A 20829-nucleotide genomic window follows, 5' to 3' on the forward strand; every position below is an offset into this window, starting at 1 on the left:
GGAGGTTGTTTTTCATCTAACGGGCATCGAATAGACCGGTTGCCGGTATTGTTCACAAGCCATCTAGGGTGAAAGATCAAAAGTAACCCAATGCTCAGTCACATATCTACCTTAAGAAACCTCGGTGATCTGCCCGATCGTAGTCGAGACATGGACCGCACGGCCCTTGTCGATATGCGCATCGCTGATTCGCCGCAAGAATACAGTCATCGCGAGATCGATCAATTCGCGGGCGGCGTAGCGAGTTATCTTGTATCGAAAGGTTTAAAACGGGGGCAACGCATCGCCATTGCGTCCGCGAGCCGGGCGGAATATGTCGCCGCTTACTTCGGCATCATGCGTGCCGGTATGGTCGCAGTCCCAGTCAACATCAAGCTTGCGTCGCCAACCATAGCGCACATCCTGCGCGATGCCGACGTTCGGCTTGCGTTTGTGGATGCTGAGCGTGAGTTGCTCTTGCACGGAGATGTGCCATGTGTAAGCTTCGACGGTGCGGGTTCCTCGGGTTTCGCGTCGCTCGTGACGCCGTGCGAGTTTGAGTCGGTCCACGCAGAGTCGGGCATGATTGCCCAGATCCTTTATACGTCGGGTTCAACGGGGCTGCCCAAGGGCGTGCCCCTGGAGCATGGAGGACAGTTGCACGCATTAGGCACCAGCGTTGTTTCGCTCACGCCGGAGGCCGATCGTTATCTTCTTGCCCAGCCGCTGTATCACATGAATGGGCTGATGGTGCTGAAATCGGTATTTGTCACCAACGCATATGTCGTCCTGACGCCTTCGTTCAACGCTCGCCAGTATCTCGGCCTGCTCAGCACTCACCGGGTAAGCATCTGCCGTGCGGTGCCAACCATGCTTGCGCGGATAATAAGGGAACTGGAGCAAGCACCGGACTCCGACCTATCGGCGCTGAAGGTCGTCAGCTTGTCGTCATCGCCGCTTACCCAGGCGCTGATCGACCGCATTCGCGCTGCCATTGCTCATGTACGCGTGACGAACGGGTACGGGACGACGGAAGGGGGCCCTGCGGTTTTTGGCGCGCATCCCTTGGGCCTTTCCACGCCCGACCTGTCAGTCGGGTATCCGCTGCCGACCAGCGAAGTTCGCCTGGCGGGCGGAGCTGCCGCCGATTCCGGAATTTTGAGTGTGCGCAACCCTGCGGTAATGACCGGCTACCTTGGTTTGCCGAAAAAGACAGCCGAAGTGCTGGATGACGGCTGGTACACCACCGGCGATGTCATGCGGCGTGACAAAGATGGCTTCTTCTTTTTTGTCGGCCGTGCCGACGACATGTTCGTGTGCTCGGGTGAAAACATCTACCCGGGCGAAGTGGAAAAAATGCTCGAACGGCATCCGCTGGTCCGGGAGGCATGCGTACTGCCGTTACCGGACGATGAACGGGGGCAGATACCTGTCGCTTTCATTGTCAAACGCCCGGATGCCGGCTTGAGCTTTAACGACATTAAGGCACACGCGCTCGAACACGGTCCTGCCTACCAGTATCCGCGTCGCGTGGCGTTTCTACTTCAGTTGCCCTGGGCAGGTACCAACAAGATCGATCGGGGCGCGCTTCTTGTACTCGCCCGCGAATACGAAGCGGCCGCGACCTGGGGCACCAGTATGGTGAAGGAGTTCGAATAATGAAAGCTCTCGTACTGCGTCAGCATGGCGGTCCAGAAGCGTTGGGAATCGAACCAGAATTTCCTGAGCCATCTATTGGCAATGAAGACGTGCTGATTCGCGTGCGTGCATCGGCGCTCAATTATCACGACATCTTTACGCGACGAGGGATGCCGGGGATCAAGATACCGCTGCCTGCCATTATCGGCCTGGATATCGCGGGAGAGATCATTGCCGTTGGCGACGACGTGCGGAATTGGTCTGTCGGTGACCGCGTCCTGGTCGATCCCGCCAACATGGATAACGGCGACCTGATCGGAGAAAACCTGCATGGCGGCATGGCTGAATTATGTCGCGTGCCATCGCACCATCTGCTGCGCCTGAATGATTCCATCAGTTTCGAAAAAGCAGCCGCCTTGCCGGTGGCTTATGGAACGGCGCATCGCATGGTCAATACCATTGGGCAAATTCGGGCTGGGGAAAAGGTGCTGATCCTGGGCGCAAGCGGCGGGGTGGGTGTGGCCTGCGTTCAACTGGCAAAACTGCTTGGAGCACACGTCATCGCGTGCGCCGGTACGGCTGAAAAAGCCAAAATGCTCAAGGCACTGGGTGCTGATGACGTGATCGAATACCGCGAGGTTGATTTTGCTGATGCGGTTATAAAACGCTATGGTAAGGCGACCCGTAATCGCGGCACGAGTACCGGTGGTGTCGATGTCGTGATCAATTTTACGGGTGGCGAGACCTGGGTGAAATCACTGCGGACCTTACGTCTGGGCGGACGCCTACTGACTTGCGGCGCGACCGCGGGCTTCGCTCCCCCGGAAGATATCCGGTACATCTGGACCTTTGAGCTTCAGATACGCGGCTCGAATTCGTGGGACAGGCATGACCTGACTTCACTTCTGGTCTTGGTGGAACGAGGCGAACTCAATCCGCTGATCGATCACATCGCCGGGTTAGAAGATGCACGCGACGCGCTTGAACGCATGGAGGCACGCGCGTTACTTGGGAAAGTGATTATCACGCCCTAGAGTAAGTGGCACAGCCCGCTGACAAGAGCATTTTCCAAGTTTTGAAGAACGGCAAAGCAGCACGCCCGAGCAGGCCCCATGCGGACGTTTTCAACTGTATGGACACCGTTATTCCCTCTGTGTGACCGCGTGTTCGAATGATTCGCTTGAGGCGTGCTTCCCTGGAGGCCGCATACACTATCAGCACACAACTCAGGACAAACCAACAAATCGGAATGTCGTTATCGCAAGGAGGTGTATGCGCGACGGGCCGAAATTGGACAAGAACGCTCGCGTGCAATCGATCGTAGGCTGCTCACAATTTTTCTTCGCGCGAACCATGGGCGATCCTGGAGACTCGGCATTGCGCTGCGAACGGAGCAAATCGGGAAAGCCTATCTGTTGCAGCGCTATCGTAAGCTGATCACCTGTTCTCGATTGCGCTCGACATCAGACGATTCGCTTTTCCTGAGCCAGCTACCAGCGAGGCTCAGCAGGCGGCCGGTCCGGATCGCGCATCTCGATGAATATCCCGTATGGCACATACGCGCGCCCTGGGTGCCGGTTTATTCGTTTCGAAGCTTTGCTTAGAACATCTTGTTCGTGGCCCCAGCGCGTTGCACGGAACTAGAATCTCTGGCCTTGAAACCCGTCGGCTCCTTTTCCCCCTGTACACGTCCCGCACTGGTTCGTCGGGCCGTGTATGGGAGCCGATGCGGCACACCTGAGGGACTTCCATGACGCATGCGGCGGCCTTAAGGGTACCGTCACTTCCGGCCACGCTGCAAATAAAAGACGTGTCGGTTTCTTATCCTACTCACGGTGGAGAGATACACGCGCTGCAGGACGTCGGGCTGACTGTTGAACCGGGCGAGTTCGTATCGATCCTCGGGCCCTCGGGCTGCGGCAAGTCGACTTTGCTGAAAGTCGCTGCTGGATTGCTCAAGCCCACGCACGGCACGGTCTCACTTGGCGGCCTTAATGTATCGGGACCGCGCACCGACGTCGGCGTTGCATTTCAAAAGCCCTTGCTGCTGCCGTGGAAAACCGTTCGGGACAACATCCTGCTGCCCGTGCGCGCGGCGCAATTGCCGGTGGCGAACTATCGACAGCGCTGTGACAGCTTGCTCGAGACGGTGCGACTGTCGGAATTCGCAAACAACTATCCGCGTGAATTGTCGGGGGGCATGCAGCAGCGCGCCGGGCTGGCACGCATGCTGATCCAGGACCCATCGGTCCTGTTGATGGACGAGCCGTTCGCCGCGCTGGACGCAATGACCCGTGAAGCGCTGTCGCTTGAGTTGCAGCGCATCTGGATGGCGGACATGAAGTCAGTCCTGTTCATCACGCACAGCATTGCAGAAGCCGTGTTCCTGTCTGACCGCGTGCTGGTCATGTCATCGCGCCCCGGGCGGGTCGTCGAGGTCCTGGACCTCGATCTGCCCCGGCCGCGCACACTCGAGACAATGACTCTCTCCGCCTTTGTGGACGCCTGCAGCCATCTGCGCCGATATTTTGTGAAATGAAAAAGCTCACCCGTCTTGTCGGCGCCCGCATCTGGCTTCCACCCCTGATTACGCTCGTGCTTGTGCTTGTCGTCTGGCAAATCAGTGTTGTAACGCTTCGTATACCGAATTATATCCTGCCGCTTCCGTCCGAAGTCTTCAGCGCGCTTGCATCCGGTTTCGCCGACGGATCGTTATGGCCGCACATCGGCTATACGCTGCTTGAGACGGTGACGGGCTATATCATTGGTTCGCTGCTCGCCCTCGTGCTGGGAGCGCTGCTTGGTGAATCAGAAACGTTCGAGCGTTATGTGTATCCGTTGTTGATCGGCATCCAGGCGGTGCCGAAAGTCGCACTGGCTCCGCTGATCCTGGTTTGGTTCGGATTCGGCTTCGCATCCAAGCTGGTCCTGGTGGTCCTCATTTGTTTTTTTCCGCTTTTCATCAATATGCTGGTCGGCATCAGGCGCGTGGACGTCGAGTTGATCGATGCCTGCCGGGCTTTCTCCGCTTCGCGGACATTCATCTTCTTTCACGTGAAGCTGCCCTTCGTCGCGGGCGACATCTTCGCCGGCTTGCAGATCGGCGTATCGCTGGCGCTGATAGGGGCAGTCGTGGGCGAATTCGTGTCTTCGCAGAAAGGCCTCGGGTATCTGGTCCAGTCGTCGGCCACCAATATGAGCGTGAGCACGATGTTCGCCGGTGTCTTCCTGCTGGCTGTGCTCGGCATAGGTGGCTCACAGCTCGTGCGCGCGATCCATCGGCGGGTCGTATTCTGGGAATTGCCGCCCGCTGCTGCCGGCGATGACGCATGACCGCATCTGGTCCGCTCCCGGTCCGTGTCTGCTCCGCATCAAGTCCTTTCAAAAAAAAGTGAAATTGCAAACTCATCAAGTACGCTTGCGGCATAGGACACGTGGTGCGCTCAGGGCCACGCTTGCGAGCGCCGCTCTGGCTTGCGCGGTACAGGCCGTTCCCGCCTTCGCGGCCGATGCCGTGACGGTCGCCCTTGCCATACCGCCCACCGTGACCGACGGAGGCATCTGGACGATAGGCAATGAACTCGGTATCTGGAAAAAAGAGAATCTTGAGGTGCAGACGCTGACGTTCGAGGGCGCCGGCGCACTGGTGCCGCAAGTGGCTTCCAGACATGCAACGATCGGCCTCCCGGTGGTCGATCCTATCCTGGCGTCCTACGCTGCCGGCCGCACGGATCTCCCCGTGCGTTACTTCTACAACGCAACGCCCGTGTACACGATGGAGTTTGCAGTTCCCGCGAGCTCGTCGATCAAGACGCTCGCCGACCTCAAGAACAAGAAGATTGGCGTGGGCGCGTTGACGTGGGGCACGATCCCAAGTTCGCGAGCGGTACTCAAGGAAGCTGGGCTCGGCAAGACCGACTATGACATCGTGCCGGTCGGCGTGCTGGGTTCGGGCTTTCATGCGCTCAACACGGGACAGGTCGACGCATTGAATTACAACAGCAGTTGGCACGACATGCTGGAACTTTCGGGTACGCCGTTGCGGCGGATCCAGTACCCAGGAACTTTCGGGCAGATGGCGGGCAACGGCTTCATCGCCAATACCGACGCGTTGAAGTCGAATCCTGATTTGTATGCGCGATTCGGACGCGCTTACAGTGAAGCCCAGATTGCATGCTCCGCCAACCTGCAGTTGTGCGTTGAATCCTTCTGGCGACAGCACCCTGAAGCGCGGCCAAAGACTGGCGACGCCGCGACCAACCTGAAGAACGCCGAGGAGCTGGTGCGTCGCAGGCTCGCACGTGTGATGCTCGCGGCTGATGGCAGCCCGCGCACGCCGGGCGAATTCGACATGACTGTTATCCATCAGTTCGTGAAACAGATGGCGGCGGACGAACAGTTCGCGTCGGCCAATGTGCCGGTCGATACGCTTTTCACCAACGCTCTGGTGCCGCAGTTCAGCAAGTTCGACGCGAACGCCATTCGCAATCAAGCCCGCGCCGCGCATTGATCCGGCGTAGTGACAATCGCAACGACAAAGCCAACGACAAGGGACCAGACATGACGACAGCAATACAACCCGCGCTAATAGTCGAACCCGTGCGCGGCTTGATCGATGTACCGCGCAGCATCCGGCTTACGCAATTCCAGCCGAATCAACCCGTCAAGATCAGCGCCTCGCTGACACGTGCCGATGGCAGCGTCTGGCGTAGCCACGCGAGCTTTATCGTGGATAACGATGGCTCGCTCGACCTTGGCCGTGCTGCGCCGACAGCAGGCAGTAGTTACCGGCAGGCGTCGGCGAGCGGCCTGATCTGGTCTCTCGCGCTGGAAGAGGGTAAGGAGACCGTCCGTGGCGACGAAGCGATCGATCCGCGGACGATCGAATTGCATGCGAGCGCAGCTGGTGGCACGAGTGCCTCTGCGTCCCTCATCCAGGACGTAGTGGCTGGAGGCGTGTTACGCGAGGAGATCCGCGCACAGGGATTGGTCGGCACGCTGTTTCGTCCGGCCGGGGAGGGGTCGCATCCGGTAGTGATCGTGCTGAACGGCTCGGGCGGCGGCATCAACGAAGCTCGCGCGGCGCTCTTTGCCGCGCACGGATATGCCGGCTTTGCTCTGGGATATTTCCAGGCGCCGGGCCTGCCCGATTACATCTCCGCGACACCGCTCGAATACTTCAAGAAAGCGCTCGCCTGGACGCGCCAGCATCTGGCGCCTGCCCATGGCTTCGTTGCGTTGACGGGACAATCACGCGGCGCTGAACTCGCGCTGCTGGTGGGGGCGACGTTCAGCGCCGAGGTCTCGGCGATTATCGGTTATGTGCCGAGTTCAGTGGTGCACGGCACGCTGCGCGCGGGGAAACCGGGCGAGCATCCAGCCTCGCCGGCGTGGACGTTGGACGACACGCCGTTGCCCATTGTGTGGGAAGACAATCGCACGGCTGACTGGTCCGCGTTCAATAGCACCGTTTCACCTGTGCGCCAGTCGCCGGCTTTCGTCTCCGCCCTGCGTGACCCGGACGCCGTTGAGCGGGCTCGTATTCCAGTGGAAAAGATCACAGGACCAGTCCTGCTGCTCTCAGGAACAGACGATGGCTTCTGGCCTTCGTCCGATATGGCCGACACTATCGTCGAACGTATCCGGTCGGCGGCACACCCGCATCCGGCCACGCATTTACGATACGAGGGCGCCGGGCATTCGATCCAGTTTCCGTTCGTACCGACCACGCGTATCGTCAAGCCTCACGCCGTGGCAAAGGTGGACCTCACGGCCGGCGGCACGCCCGAAGCCAACGCGCACGCCAATGAAGATTCCTGGCCTAAGGTACTTGAGTTTCTTGACGCCGCCGTGCGGGACCACAAGTGCTTTTAGTCGGAAAATCCTTAACCTCAGCATGGGATTGCACTTGAGCCAGGACGACCCGCGGGCAGGATGAACCTTCAATCGCGGCATGTTTCTCAACATCGCTCTGAACCCGCGCGCCAATAAGCATGCCTTGCAGCGGCTTGCGCATCGCGACGTCCGGTAGTGACAGGTGTCGGTTCATTTCTGGCGTCCGAACCGGGATATCGATAGCACAAAACATCGGTTCTCCGCCTCAAGGAGCACGATTATGATGCCTGACGCCCACCCCACTGGAGGAGCCAGATCGATGCCCCTGCTCTCACGATTCAATCGCCATCCGCGATCACCGCTTACGCTCGGCGCCAGCCGCTTTACGAGTCGACCATCGTGAGCGTCACACTCGCTCCTACACTCGATCATGTGGTTATCAATGTCCGCGGCGAACTCGACGAAGCAAGCACTCAATGGCAGAAGCTTGGCTTTACGCTGACCGAGCGCGGTCATCATTCGCTGGGGACGAGTAACCATCTTTCCATCTTCCAGGAAAACTATCTTGAGTTATTGGGCTTCGAACCGAAAAACGCGCACTCAGCTCAGGATGTCGTGAACGCACCAAAAGGCTTGAATGGCCTGGTGTTCACGACCACCGACGCTGAAAAGCTGTTTGGCGAAATTCAGGCGGCAGGTTTGCGTGCCGAGGAGCCGAGAGCGTTTCATCGACCGGTGCAAATTTCGACGGGTATGCAAGAGGCACGGTTTCGCACGGTACGTCTTGGTGCCGAGCTGGTCAGGAACGGCCGGACGCTTTTTTGCGAGCATCTCACACCGGAATTGGTCTGGCGGGACGAGTGGCAGATGCATGCCAACGGCGTCACTGATTTAACAGACTTCATCGTCAGGTCCGCGCATCCCGCTCATACGGCGAAGCTCTACCAGCAGCTCTTTGGTTCGCGACTGATTCTGGAAACGATCGATGACGGCGTCGCCTTTCAAGCGGGGCGTGCACGCGTGCAGTTCATCACGCCGGCAGCGGCGCAGGCACGCTTTGGTCCAGTTGAAACCACGAATGACGGCAGTGAACGCAACGTCGCCCTCACATTTGAAGTTCGTTCAATAGACGCGCTTCGCGCGCTGCTGGCGCGTAATCAGGTGTCGTTCGTGGAACAAAGGGACTGCACGGTCGTGGTTCGTGCCGCAGAGGCGGTGGGCGTGGCAGTGCAATTCATCAGTGCACCGCACTGATTCCGGGACCTTGCTCAATAGTCACTAAAGGGATTCAACATGCAGTCGTTTTTTCGCCTGAATGCCATGGGGCGCGCACGGGTTTTCGGCACATCGATTGTTCTTTTGACGGCGACGGGCTCCGCTGTGGCCGCCACCGCGGCGGCGACGCCGGTACAGGGTGGCACCCTGGTTTATCTGGAACAACAGCCACACACAAATCTTTACCCTCCGGCAGCCGGTTTCTATCCCAACGGCGGGATCGTCAATCAGATTACGGACAAGCTGACGCGGCAGAACCCGGACACGCTGGAAGTACAACCGTGGATTGCCGAGAGCTGGAGCAGCAATGCCAACAAGACGGAATACACATTCAAGCTGCGCCCGGGCGTGACTTTTTCCGACGGCACGCCATTGGACGCCAATGCCGTGGCGAAAAATTTCGATACATATGGCCTGGGTGACAAGGAACATCATCTGCCGGTGTCCGAGGTGATCAACAACTACGATCACAGTGAAGTCATTGATCCACTGACCGTCAAGTTTTACTTCAAGAAGCCGTCTCCGGGGTTCCTGCAAGGGACCTCGACGATCGGCTCCGGGCTGGTTTCGCTGAGCACGCTGGCCCGGAATTTCGAGGCCTTGGGTGAGGCCCGCCACATCATTGGCTCAGGTCCGTTTGTCGTAAACGATGAAAAGCTTGGGCGTGAAGTGGATCTCACTGTGCGCAAGGACTATAAGTGGGGTCCCAAAAATATCAGCCAGCAAGGCCGGGCGAATCTGGACGAGATCAAGATCATCGTCACGCCGGAAGACAGCATTCGTATTGGTGCGTTGCTTGCTGGACAAGCCGGGGCCGTGCGTCAGGTCCAGGCCTACGATGAGAGCCAGGCGACCCAGAAACATTTCCTGATCTATGCGGCAGCCACGCGCGGCGTGAACGATAGCATCAGTTTTCGCCCCGATAATCCGCTCGTGGCCGATCTGAAGGTCAGGGAAGCACTGTTGCATGCTACGGATACCAAACAGATCGTGGACACGCTGTTCTCGCCTCATTATCCGCCGGCATCGTCGGTCATTGCCCGGTCTGCTGCAGGGTTCGTGGATCTGTCGGATAAATTAAAGTTCGATCCGGTGCTGTCCCGCAAGCTCCTCGACGAAGCGGGCTGGAAGCCGGGCAGTGACGGGATCCGGCAAAAGGACGGGCAGCGGTTGTCGTTGACCGTTTTTGAATCAACTCCCCAGCCGCAGAACAAGGAAGTGCTGCAACTGGTCGCGCAGCAGTGGAAGCAGATCGGTGTCAGTTTGAACGTGCTCGCCGGTGATGCCGGCAGCAAGACGGTCGACAATCTCGATCCGCTGAAAACGGCGCTCGTCGTGTCCGAAGTGGGACGTGCAGACCCCGACGTGATCAAGAGCCAGTTCTATCCCACCAACCGCGATGCATTGCTGCAAAAGGGCGGATCAAGCAGTAAGGTGAAAAACTTTCGTGACGATAAACTCAATGGCTTACTGGAGAGTATTTCTGCTGAAACTGACCCGAAGAAACGCCTTGCGCTCACGGGCGATGCCCAACGTTATCTGATCGACCAGGCATACGTAATTCCTATCTTCGAGGAGCCTCAAGTCTTTGCCGGTGCGCCTTGGTTGAAGGGCTTAAGTTTCGAGGCGGTTGGCCGCCCAAGCTTCTACGGTGCGTGGATCGCGAAACATTAAAGGGCGGCTGGCACGATGCGCTATTTCACCCACCGACTTGGTCAGGCATTGCTGGTACTGTGGGCAGCATTCACGGTTTCGTTCGTATTGCTACAGGTTCTTCCGGGCGACGCAATACTGATCAAGTTTCAGAATCCCGACCTGGGGTTGAGCCCTCAGCAAATCCAGGCAATGCGTGAAGCGTATGGCGCTGCAACGCCCTTGTGGGAGCAGTATGTCCATACGTTAGGCGCAATATTGCGGGGCAATTTCGGCTATTCGGTACAGGCAGGCGTTCCCGTCAGCGAGTTACTGGCGGAAAACCTTCCGGCCACCTTGCGTTTGGCGTTGCCAGGCTTTTTACTGGCGGTGATATGGGCGGTGCTCATCGCTTTTGCATCAAATCTGGTTGGCCTGCGTTGGTTACGCAATGCACTGCAGACGCTGCCGTCGCTATTTGTCTCGATCCCGACCTTCTGGCTGGGCATCGCGTTGATTCAGGTGTTTTCCTTCAGGCTGGGATGGATTCGCGTGATCGACCCCGGGAAATGGGTTGGCATGATCTTGCCGGTCATTACGCTGTCCGTGCCCATTTCAGCGCCGCTTGCGCAAATCTTGATCCGCAGCTTGGATCAGGTGGCGCTACAACCGTTTGTCGGCGTCGCGCGCTCGAAAGGAGCGAGCTACCGTCGCGTGCTCTTTCATCACGTGGCACGAAACGCCGTGCTGCCCGCGCTGACCGTTGCCGGCCTCCTGTTCGGCGAAGTACTCGCTGGCGCATTGATCACCGAAACTGTCTTTGGCTTGAGTGGTCTTGGCGCGCTGACACAACGGGCCGTGAATAATCAGGACGTGGCGGTATTGCAGGCTATCGTCATTTTGTCCGCCACCGCGTTTGTCTTCATCAATCTCTTCGTCGACCTGATTTCATTGGCATTGGATCCTCGACTAAAAGCTTTTCACAGGGCTGTCCCATGAGCATCGTTGATCTCGGCGTTTCTCGTGGACCTTCATCGCCCGGCAAGCGTTTCTTCCGCTCGAAAACGGGGTCGCCGGGAATGATACTGGCTTGTCTGGTGATGGCCACGGTGATTCTCTGGGCGCTGTTTCCGAGTGCGTGCACACAATGGAGCGGTACCGAAGGCATTGCCGGCGCGCAGCGGTTATCGCCGCAAGCGGGACACTGGCTGGGTACGGACCAGCTCGGGCGGGACGTCTACGCGCGCATCGTCTGGGGTGCTTCGTACTCCCTGAGCAGCGCCTTCGTGGCCGTCGCGCTCGGTCTCGTCGTGGGGACGTCGCTAGGGCTGGTTGCGGGGGCGTTGGGCGGACGTGCCGACGGTGTTGTCATGCGTATCGTGGATGTCCTGCTGTCCATCCCCGGCTTGCTTCTGGCCTTGAGCATCATCATCTTGCTTGGTTTCGGCACGATCCATGCGGCCATCGCGGTAGGCATCACGTCAGTCGCCAACTTCGCGCGTCTCTCCCGATCTGAAGTGGCACGAGTGCGCTACAGCGACTATGTAGAAGCGGCCTACGGAAGCGGTGGGACGTTTCTGTCGGTTCTGTGGCGGCACATCCTGCCCAACTCGTTGACGCCCGTGCTCGCCTTCTCGGCTATCCAGTTCGGCAATGCGATTCTTGCGATTTCGACGTTGAGCTTTTTGGGTTACGGCGCACCCCCGCCCACCCCGGAGTGGGGACTGATGATTGCGGAAGGACGTAACTACATCTCGACAGCCTGGTGGCTGACAATATTTCCCGGCATCACCGTCATTGCCGTGGTCCTTGCCGCGAATCGAATCAGTCATGCATTCTCAGGAGACCGCCGATGAGCACTTCGTCCATACCGGTCCTTGCGCTTGAAAATCTCAGCATCGCCTATCGCGACGGTCACACGAAAAAGCGCGTGGTACACGACGTTTCACTGACGGTGAACCGGGGTGAAGTGGTCGCATTGGTGGGGGAATCCGGCTCCGGCAAGACCACTACGGCGCAAGCCATCATCGGGCTGTTGGCGGAAAACGGGGAGCGCGAAACGGGCAGGATCATCATCAACGGTGTCGATATCACGCAGTGGGCGCACAAGCGCCTGGATGGCCTGCGCGGAAAACACGTCAGCCTGATTCCTCAGGATCCCGGCAGTTCGCTCAACCCGGTTCAAACCATCGGCACGCAGGTCGGAGAGATCCTGCAATTGCATGAGCGTCTGTCGAGAAAGGAGCGCGATGCCCGGGTTCTGGCCTTGTTAACCCGGGTTGGGCTGAATCACCCGGAACAAAGAGCCAGACAATATCCGCACGAATTGTCGGGCGGCATGAAGCAACGTGTCCTGATTGCGATTGCCGTCGCGCTCCAGCCCGAACTGATTATTGCCGACGAGCCGACCAGCGCGCTCGACGTGACCGTGCAAAAACGCATTCTTGACCTGGTGGATGAACTGCGTGTTGCTACCGGAACTGCCGTGCTGTTCGTGACGCATGATTTATCGGTGGCGGCAGCGCGATCCGACCGGATCGTGGTTTTGCGCCAAGGCGAGATTGTCGAGCAAGGCGACACGAAAACCATTATCCGATCGCCCAAACACGCCTATACCCGGAAGCTTTTTGAGGACAGCCGGACGTCATTCCTCCCTGCAACGCCAGCCATTTCCAATCGAGGCGCCGCTGCGAGCGCGCCAGCAATCGAGATCACGGGTTTGAGCAAACTGTTCTCGATCGGAGGCAAGGGGACCGCACCATTGCGGGCCGTCGATCAAGTTTCGTTCTCGGTTCCATGCGGCACCACGCATGCTCTGGTGGGCGAGTCCGGGTCCGGAAAAACGACCCTGGCGCGGATGCTGATGGGCTTTCAGAAGCCCGACGCCGGAACGATCCTGGTGGAGGGTATGGATGTCAGCGCGTTGCGGGGAGAGTCGTTGCGTCTGTTTCGCCGGAAGATTCAATTGGTGTATCAGAACCCGTTCACGTCGCTTGATCCGAGCCAGACGGTGTTCCAACTGATCGAAGAACCACTGCTCAACTTCGATCGACCGCCGAAAGCAGAACGGCAACGTCAGGTGGAAGCCGTGACCGAGCGCGTCGCCCTGCCGCTCTCAGTGCTGCAACGCAAACCTCGGGCCTTGTCCGGGGGACAGAGGCAACGAGTTGCCATCGCGCGCGCGCTGATATTGAATCCGGCCGTTCTGGTTCTGGATGAGGCCACCTCCGCCCTCGACGTCACCGTACAGGCGCAGATCCTGAGTCTCCTGTTTCAATTGCAGCAAAAGCTGGGATTGACTTACCTGTTCATCACGCACGACCTGGACACGGTTCGCAAGCTTGCACATACGGTGTCGGTTCTGCACGCGGGGCAGCAGGTGGATTTCGGCGCTACGACAGAGGTGTTTCAGCACCCGGGCAGCGATTACACGCGCGAGTTGATTCTGGCGATTCCTGAGGCCCCGGACCTGCATGCGGCTTGATATCTTCCCAGGCAAGGCGCAGGTGCACGAGCTCAGGGCTGTCGATAGCAGACCAGATCAATTTCGACGAGCGCCGCCCTGCCAAGGCGCGCCACGCCGACGGTAGTGCGAGAGGGCAGGCTGACACCGTCTTGCGGAAAATAGCGCGTGTAGACCGCGTTGAACGCGGCGAAATCACGGTCGAACTCGCTGAGGTAGATGCGCACGAATACGGCATCCTCGTAACCATATCCGGTATGTCGCAAGATACGGGTGAGGTTCTCGAAGCAGACATCCGCTTGCTCTTCGACGCCGTGAGCAAGCGCTGCGGTGGGCGCATCCGGGTCCGTTGGAAGCTGTCCGGTGACGTATAGCCAGCCTGCTGCCTGCACCGCATGCGAATACAGTGAGGACGGCGGCGGAGGGCTGGCATCGGCTACAAAGTGGTGGATTTTATCTGCGGACATAGAACGAGTGCTTAGAAATGAGGGGTGCTGGGGGTTGGTCACAGCGGCTACTTTTGTTCAAGACATACGGCCACAGGGCAGGGTGCTCATGACTCCGCCACTGCACTAAGCGCCTGCTCGAAGCAACTGAGTGGGACGCTCGCCACGCCGATTCCAATCCATCCCGTCCCGCCGTCACGGTGGGCGATGCCGGTGTGAATCCGCACGGGACTTTGTTCGTCGACCACTCGCTGTACATCAAGGCCGAGTCCTGCTTTTTCCGTTCCGGCCAAGGCAGGCGCGAATAGGGGATGGGCGGACCAGAACAGCCCCCGCATCGAACGCCCTGCGGCTTCTGATGACGGCCAGTCTTGCAACATGATGCGAGCAAGTTCCGGCGAGCAGTGCGCGACCGCGCCGCCAAGGCCGAAGGTTTCCATGATCGCACTGTCGCCAAGATCGTGTTGAGCGTCTTCGCGCGAATGCGGCGCGAAAAAGTGTCCATCAGGGATTGTTGCCGGCGCGCAGAACCAGCGCTTGCCCATGCTGGCCACGCGCACGCCGCACGAGAACCCGTTGCGCGATATCGCCGTGACGATGGTGCTATCAGCGATCCCTTCCGCCTGATCAAGGGCAAGGTTTGCGGCGGCCATCGCATAGTTAAGGAAATGCTGAGGATTCCCAAGCAGCCAGGAGCGTACGGAATTCTCGAGGCTTGTAAGATGACGCGCGAATGCAAACATATCACCGACGTTGCGTTGATGCACGTCGTCACCCAACGCCAACCCTTCTGCAATGAGTGGCAACAACGGCATTCCGCCTGGCGAAAGTGCACGTGCGATCGCGGGTCCGACCACATCGTCCAGGTAGCGGAGCCCTCCTGCCACATGCGCGTCATAACGGCCAAAGCGCAGCACGCGGCGGCCTGCCTCGGCAAGGGTTGCATACTTGACCCCTGGACCTGCACGGTTCTCGATGCGCATGACGATCTGGCTGGGCCGCACGACACCGCTCATTGGCGAGACGGTGCCCAGGTCATGGTTGGCACGCAGGGGGATTTCGCCACGCAGAATGCTTGATCGTGCTGCCTCCAGGGTGCCGGCCCAGCCTTCGTACACCGCTGCGCCGGCCAAGGCGTTCAGTACCGGGGCAGGAATCTCGGCGAGTTCGTCGAATGGCGGACCGGCGTGGCCGAGTTCGCCGTCAGCGAGGTTCAGTGCGCTGGCCGCGCGCTCACAGCCAGCCAGCACTGGCTGCGTCGCACCGATGCGTTCCACCGCTTTCTGGTTGGCGATGCGTCGGCGCTCAGGATCCACAGGATAACTAACGCTGGCAGACTTGTTCATGGGAAGGTCATCGTTGTGCGGCTCGTTTTGACGCAGGATCACGGTCAATACGCATCCGGTACTGAAACGCGTCGCCGCGAAAGTGCAGGTACTCGAACAGGATTGGATGGCCGTGTGCGTCGAACACATGCCGCTCGATTCTCAGTATTGGAGTAAGCGGCGCAAGCCCCAAGGCAGCAGCGGTTTCTTCGTCCGCGGGAATGGCATCCATTGCAACGTTCGCATGATTGACGCGAACCTGGCTGCGTTCTTCAAGAAGACGAAAGATATCCTGGGTCGCGAGGTCGGCGCTGGTTAACTGTCTCGCGAGCGGTTCGCCAATATAGGTGGTCTCGAACGAGATGGCTTCTCCGTCCAGGAACCGTACGCGCTTGATCTCGGCAACGCGGGCGCCTTCCTCCATATCGAGCCGTGAGCGAATCTCTTCGCGTGCTTCGAGGTAACGCAAGCCTTCGAGCTGGTTGCTGACCTTGTGACCCAGCGGCGCCATCGCCTCGGAAAATCCCTGCAGGGCGTCCACGTTCTGATAGGCACGCGGCGGCGAGACAAACGTGCCGCGTCCATGCACTTTCTTGACGAGGCCCTCCTGACGCAGCTCTTCAAGCGCCTGCCGGACAGTGATGCGGCTCACCTCGAACATGTCGCACAACGCCTGTTCGGTCGGAAGTTGTGTCTCGGGGCCATAAGTGCCGTCGAGCATGCGCGCGCAAAGATGTTCTTTCACACGTTTGTACAAGGGGGAAGTGGAATCCTGAATGAGCATTGACGGTAAGTTATCGCTTTAGATGTTATGACAACAAAAAAGAAACCAACACAAGTTTAACGGCTTTTATACCTGCTGAGGGATCGCGAATACATCAATCTCAGTGTCTCGAGACAGGCTGTCTAAAGCTATAAAACCGCTAAGTAAGTGAGGATTCGTTGCTTTGAATCCGAGTTCGGTCGTTCCTATACTGCAATACCCGGACCGTTGTTATTACAACCTGATTCACGTGCGCTTATTCATCCGCCTTTCTGCATGTTACTAACGGAGCTGTAAAGCATGTTCAAGCATCTGATCCGCGCAGCCGCGCTGCTGGCGTTGGCGACCAGCTTCACATCGGCGGCCCTCGCGGCCGAAAAGACAGTCGTCATCGGCTATCAGACGGACATCGAGCCGTCCAAGATTGCACAAGCGGAAGGGCTCTATGAGAAGGCGAGCGGCTACAAGATCGACTGGCGCAAATTCACTAATGGTGCCGACGTAATTGCAGCCATGGCGTCGGGCGACGTACAGGTCGGTTTCACGGGCAGCAGTCCGCTTGCCGCAGGCGTCACGCGAGGCCTGCCGCTCGAAACCTTCTTCATTGCGGCCGAGATCGGCACCGCCGAAGCGCTGGTCGTGCGCAACGGCAGCAACATTACGAAGCCGGAGGACCTAATCGGCAAGAAGGTCGCGGTTCCGTTCGTCTCGACCACGCATTACAGCTTGCTCGCAGCACTCAAGCACTGGGGCATTCCGGCGAACAAGGTCACCATCCTGAACCTGGCGCCGCCGGAAATTGCCGCCGCATGGCAACGCGGCGACATCGACGCCGCCTATATATGGGATCCGGCGCTCGGCAAGATCGCGAAGACGGGCAAGGTCCTGATCACATCCGCGGACGTATGCAAATGGGGCGCACCCACATTCCTCGCCTGGGTTGCACGCAAGGATTTCGCGCAGGCCCATCCGGACTTCCTCGTGAGCTTTGCGAAGGTCACGGGCGCGCAGAATGCCGCGTATCGCAAGGACGGTGCGACGTGGAACGCCGACACGTTGCAGGTGAAGGAGATTGCCCGCATCAGCGGTTCAGACCCGGCGGACCTGCCTGCATTATTGCAAGGGACGACCTTCCCGCTGCTCGGCGAGCAGACGACGCCAGCCTTGCTCGGAGGCGGCACGGCCAAGGCGCTCGCCAATACGTCCGCGTTCCTCAAGGAACAAAAGCGCGTGGATGCCGTTCTGCCTGACTACGCGCCGACCGTCACGGCTTCCTACGTGACACAGGCAGAGGGAAAGTAATTCGATGATCCGGATCGACTCGCTCAGCGTTGCGTTCGATACTCCACGCGGACCGCACACGGTTCTCTCGGAGGTCGATCTCGTCCTGCGTGACGGGAGCTTCACTGTCGTGCTCGGTCCATCCGGCTGCGGCAAGACCACGTTGCTCAATGTGGTCGCGGGGTTCATCGCACCGTCGGCGGGAACCGTGAGTCTTGACGCAAAGACGGTCACGGGACCGGGTTCCGAGCGCGGTATGGTGTTCCAGGACGATGCGTTGCTACCCTGGCAGAACGTCGAGCAGAACATTGGTTTCGGTCTGGTCCTCGCTGGCGCGCCACAGGCGCAGCGGCGCGCGACCGTGTCTGCGCTGCTCGATCTGACCGGCTTGACCGCTTACGCCCGGTACCCGCTCTGGAAGATCTCGGGCGGTATGCGTCAGCGTGTGGGACTCGCCCGTGCGCTCGCTGTCGATCCCCGTTTCCTGCTGCTCGACGAGCCGCTCGGCGCACTTGATTCGTCCACCCGGCTGAAGATGCAGGAGTATTTGCTCACGCTCTGGAAACGATGCGGCAAGGGCATGGTGATGATCACGCATGACATTTCCGAAGCGCTGTTCATGGCGACTGATCTGGTCCTCATGCGCGCGAATCCCGGGCGGATTGCCTCGGTCCCGCGGCTCGATTTCGGCGAGCGTTTCGTCGCGGGAGAAACGTCTCGCGCCATCAAGGCCGATCCGGCGTTCTTGCGCCTGCGCGACGACATCGAAAGCCAGATTTTCGCCGACGAAGAGGAACTACCATGAGCGATATCGAGCAGGTGGCCGGCTATCCGGCGTCCCGCCTGGAGCCCTCTGCATCGGCGCGCCGTCGTTTGCCGCTTAACCGGCACCGGCTGATCAGTATTGCGACCGTCGTGGCCGTGATCGCGTTCTGGAGTATCGCTACCCGGCTTCAGCTCGTGAGTCCCGTGTTCCTGCCTTCGCCAGTGGCGGTAGCCCGCAAGTTTGTCGATGTCTCCGTGAATGGTTTCAGCGATGCCACGCTCTGGCAACACACGGTCGCGAGCCTGTCGCGCGTGTTTGCCGCGCTCGCGCTGGCGGTCGTTACCGCCGTGCCGCTTGGCGTGCTGATCGGGCTCAATCCGACCGCGCGCGCAATTGCGGATCCGCTGATCGAATTTTATCGGCCCGTGCCGCCGCTTGCGTACCTGCCGCTGATCGTGATCTGGTGTGGAATTGGCGAACCCTCCAAGATCCTGCTGATCTGGCTGGCGATTTTCGCACCCCTGACCATCTCCACCCAGCAAGGCGTGCGACGGGTAAAGCAAAGCCGGTTGCGTGGCGCTCAGGCGCTGGGCGCGACACGGTGGCAGCTCATTCGCTATATCGTCGTGCCTTCAGCCGCTGCAGATGTGCTGACAGGAATTCGCGTGAGCCTCGGAGTGGGCTGGTCGGTGTTGGTTGCGGCGGAGCTGATCGCCGCCACGCGCGGACTTGGCTTCATGATCCAGTCGGCGGCGCAGTTCCTCGTCACCGACGTGGTGATCATGGGCATCATCGTTATTGCGTTGATTGCGGGCCTGTTCGAATGGGGATTGCGATATCTCCAGCGCGTGCTGGTGCCTTGGGAAGGACACGCATGAGCGATACGCATTCGATGGCTGCAAGTATCGTTCTCCAAGCGGACGTACTCGTACTCGGCGGCGGCCCGGCGGGTACATGGGCCGCGTTGAGCGCGGCGCGCCAGGGCGCACGCGTCGTGCTTGCGGACAAGGCTTATTGCGGCACGTCCGGCGCTGCTGCTGCGTCGAACAACAATGTCTGGTACGTCAGCGACCCGGCGCGCCATGAAGCCGAATTCGCCGAGCGCTTCCTTTCCGGCGGAGGTCTTAGCGAACGCAGTTGGACCGGCGCGCTCCTGCTGGGCGCGGTGCAGCAATTGCATTTGCTGGCCGAACTTGGCTATCCGTTCCCGAAGACGGAAGCGGGCGCCACCAACTACGCGACCTTGCGCGGACCCGACTACATGCGCTTCATGCGCTTGCAGATCAAACGAGCCGGCGTGCAGATTCTTGATCACAGTCCGATGCTCGGTCTGCTCGACCATGAAGGGCGCGTGGTGGGGGCTCATGGCGTGTCGAGGGACCGGGGCCGATGGCAGGTCCAGGCCAACGCTACCGTGATGGCAACGGGCGGCTGCGCGTTCATGAGCGGTGCGCTGGGCACGAATGTATGCACCGGCGACGGTCATCTCGCAGCGGGAGAGGTGGGCGCGCGGTTTTCCGGCATGGAGTTTTCTAACCAGTATGGGCTGGCCTCGAGTCACTCGTCTGTGACCAAAGGGCTTCCGTTCGTGTGGAGCACCTACTCGCGAGAGGACGGCAGCGAGATTCCTGTCATCGACGACGAGCCGTTCGTCTCGGTCGCAAGAGTACTGGCGGAGGAACCGGTGTTCGCCGTCTTCGACCGGGCCAGCAAGGACATTCAGCGTTGGCTGCGCAGCGGCCAGGCCAATGCCTTCCTGCCTTTCGATCGCAAGGGTATCGATCCTTTCACGCAGCGATTTCCGATCAGCTTGCTGCTTGAGGGCACGGTGCGCGGGACCGGCGGCATCCGGCTGAGTGGGCGGGATTGCGCGACTGATGTGCCCGGCCTCTATGCGGCAGGCGATGTGACCTCCCGGGAGGTTGTGGTCGGCGGCCGCACGGGCGGTGGGTCGCCTAACTCGGCATGGGCGATCGTGACGGGCGCCTGGGCAGGCATTGCCGCCAGCGCTTTCGCGGTTGGACAACGCTCGCACGCTCCCGTGCCATTGCGGCCCGCGACGGACATGACTGTCTTGTCCGATCCGCAGCTCTCGCGTCAGGTGGTTGAACAATACGTCTGGTCTTTGCAAACCAATCTCTTTCGCAACGCAGCGGGTCTTGGCATTGCGCTCGACGCGCTTGAGCGCGCGTGGCATGAGCCCGCGGACCATGCTGCACCGGTCGCGCACGCGCGGTCCGCACGCGCGATGCTCTACGTGGCCCGCCTTGGGTATCGAAGCGGGCTGCGCCGCACCGAATCGCGGGCCCTGCATCAGCGCACCGATTTTCCCGCGCGCTCGGACGCCCAGCATTACCGGCAAGTGGTCGCCGGCATCGATACATTTACGTTCGTAACAGAGGCTGTTGCGAACTAGCCGAGGAAAA

Annotated in this window: 18 protein-coding genes; 15 read left to right on the forward strand and 3 right to left on the reverse strand. The window is 59.7% G+C overall.

The features are described 5' to 3' along the window. Positions 1-150: 150 nt before the first annotated feature. The 11 genes from ACSQ8V_RS08075 (at position 151) to ACSQ8V_RS08125 (ending at position 13843) form a co-directional block, all read left to right on the forward strand. Complete coding sequence (locus tag ACSQ8V_RS08075) at positions 151-1638, forward strand: class I adenylate-forming enzyme family protein (protein WP_436205396.1); 1488 nt, start codon at positions 151-153, stop codon at positions 1636-1638. After that, positions 1638-2651, forward strand: coding sequence for an SDR family NAD(P)-dependent oxidoreductase (locus ACSQ8V_RS08080; RefSeq protein WP_436205397.1), 1014 nt, complete (start codon positions 1638-1640; stop codon positions 2649-2651). Before ACSQ8V_RS08075 ends, ACSQ8V_RS08080 begins: the two co-directional genes overlap by 1 nt. A 716-nt stretch (positions 2652-3367) precedes the next feature. After that, the gene (locus tag ACSQ8V_RS08085; protein ID WP_436205398.1) at positions 3368-4156 is read left to right on the forward strand and encodes an ABC transporter ATP-binding protein; all 789 of its coding nucleotides are present in this window, start codon (positions 3368-3370) and stop codon (positions 4154-4156) included. Beyond that, a complete protein-coding gene (locus tag ACSQ8V_RS08090; RefSeq protein WP_436181532.1) occupies positions 4153-4950 on the forward strand; it encodes an ABC transporter permease in 798 nt (265 codons plus the stop codon). The genes ACSQ8V_RS08085 and ACSQ8V_RS08090 overlap by 4 nt, the downstream gene beginning before the upstream one ends. A 64-nt stretch (positions 4951-5014) precedes the next feature. Then, positions 5015-6127 (forward strand): ABC transporter substrate-binding protein, encoded by a 1113-nt coding sequence (locus tag ACSQ8V_RS08095; RefSeq protein WP_436181533.1) that lies wholly within the window; start codon positions 5015-5017, stop codon positions 6125-6127. Positions 6128-6177: 50 nt separating this feature from the next. Further along, positions 6178-7491: an acyl-CoA thioester hydrolase/BAAT C-terminal domain-containing protein gene (locus ACSQ8V_RS08100; RefSeq protein ID WP_436205399.1), complete on the forward strand. Its 1314-nt coding sequence runs from the start codon at positions 6178-6180 to the stop codon at positions 7489-7491. 360 nt (positions 7492-7851) lie between these two features. Further along, positions 7852-8706: a VOC family protein gene (locus ACSQ8V_RS08105; RefSeq protein ID WP_436205400.1), complete on the forward strand. Its 855-nt coding sequence runs from the start codon at positions 7852-7854 to the stop codon at positions 8704-8706. A 39-nt stretch (positions 8707-8745) separates the two neighbouring features. Beyond that, entirely contained in the window at positions 8746-10401 is a 1656-nt protein-coding gene (locus tag ACSQ8V_RS08110) for a TIGR04028 family ABC transporter substrate-binding protein (protein WP_436181536.1), read from the forward strand. A 15-nt stretch (positions 10402-10416) separates the two neighbouring features. Continuing rightward, complete coding sequence (locus ACSQ8V_RS08115) at positions 10417-11358, forward strand: ABC transporter permease (protein WP_436181537.1); 942 nt, start codon at positions 10417-10419, stop codon at positions 11356-11358. Between the two features lie 80 nt (positions 11359-11438). Further along, positions 11439-12215: an ABC transporter permease gene (locus ACSQ8V_RS08120; RefSeq protein ID WP_436206617.1), complete on the forward strand. Its 777-nt coding sequence runs from the start codon at positions 11439-11441 to the stop codon at positions 12213-12215. Further along, entirely contained in the window at positions 12212-13843 is a 1632-nt protein-coding gene (locus ACSQ8V_RS08125; RefSeq protein ID WP_436205401.1) for a dipeptide ABC transporter ATP-binding protein, read from the forward strand. The genes ACSQ8V_RS08120 and ACSQ8V_RS08125 overlap by 4 nt, the downstream gene beginning before the upstream one ends. A 32-nt stretch (positions 13844-13875) precedes the next feature. Here the strand turns inward: ACSQ8V_RS08125 and ACSQ8V_RS08130 are convergent, their stop codons facing one another. The 3 genes from ACSQ8V_RS08130 to ACSQ8V_RS08140 all read right to left on the reverse strand — a co-directional run bounded on the left by ACSQ8V_RS08130 (position 13876) and on the right by ACSQ8V_RS08140 (position 16338). Further along, positions 13876-14289 (reverse strand): RidA family protein, encoded by a 414-nt coding sequence (locus ACSQ8V_RS08130; RefSeq protein ID WP_436181539.1) that lies wholly within the window; start codon positions 14287-14289, stop codon positions 13876-13878. Between the two features lie 86 nt (positions 14290-14375). Then, complete coding sequence (locus ACSQ8V_RS08135; RefSeq protein WP_436205402.1) at positions 14376-15614, reverse strand: oxamate carbamoyltransferase subunit AllG family protein; 1239 nt, start codon at positions 15612-15614, stop codon at positions 14376-14378. A 7-nt stretch (positions 15615-15621) separates the two neighbouring features. Further along, a complete protein-coding gene (locus ACSQ8V_RS08140; protein WP_436181541.1) occupies positions 15622-16338 on the reverse strand; it encodes a GntR family transcriptional regulator in 717 nt (238 codons plus the stop codon). Positions 16339-16656: 318 nt separating this feature from the next. Here ACSQ8V_RS08140 and tauA point away from each other — a divergent pair, with 318 nt between their 5' ends. Genes tauA through ACSQ8V_RS08160 form a run of 4 tightly spaced genes read left to right on the forward strand, consistent with a single transcriptional unit; the run spans position 16657 to position 20819 of the window. Beyond that, on the forward strand, positions 16657-17658 hold the full coding sequence (gene tauA / locus ACSQ8V_RS08145; RefSeq protein WP_436205403.1) for a taurine ABC transporter substrate-binding protein: 1002 nt from the start codon (positions 16657-16659) through the stop codon (positions 17656-17658). A 4-nt stretch (positions 17659-17662) separates the two neighbouring features. Then, positions 17663-18442, forward strand: coding sequence for a taurine ABC transporter ATP-binding protein (locus ACSQ8V_RS08150; RefSeq protein WP_436205404.1), 780 nt, complete (start codon positions 17663-17665; stop codon positions 18440-18442). Then, a complete protein-coding gene (tauC, locus tag ACSQ8V_RS08155; protein WP_436181544.1) occupies positions 18439-19281 on the forward strand; it encodes a taurine ABC transporter permease TauC in 843 nt (280 codons plus the stop codon). The genes ACSQ8V_RS08150 and tauC overlap by 4 nt, the downstream gene beginning before the upstream one ends. Further along, positions 19278-20819 (forward strand): FAD-dependent oxidoreductase, encoded by a 1542-nt coding sequence (locus ACSQ8V_RS08160; protein WP_436205405.1) that lies wholly within the window; start codon positions 19278-19280, stop codon positions 20817-20819. Before tauC ends, ACSQ8V_RS08160 begins: the two co-directional genes overlap by 4 nt. Positions 20820-20829: the final 10 nt, after the last annotated feature.

Source organism: Caballeronia sp. LjRoot31 (genome assembly GCF_964253885.1).
In the GTDB taxonomy this organism is placed as follows: domain Bacteria; phylum Pseudomonadota; class Gammaproteobacteria; order Burkholderiales; family Burkholderiaceae; genus Caballeronia.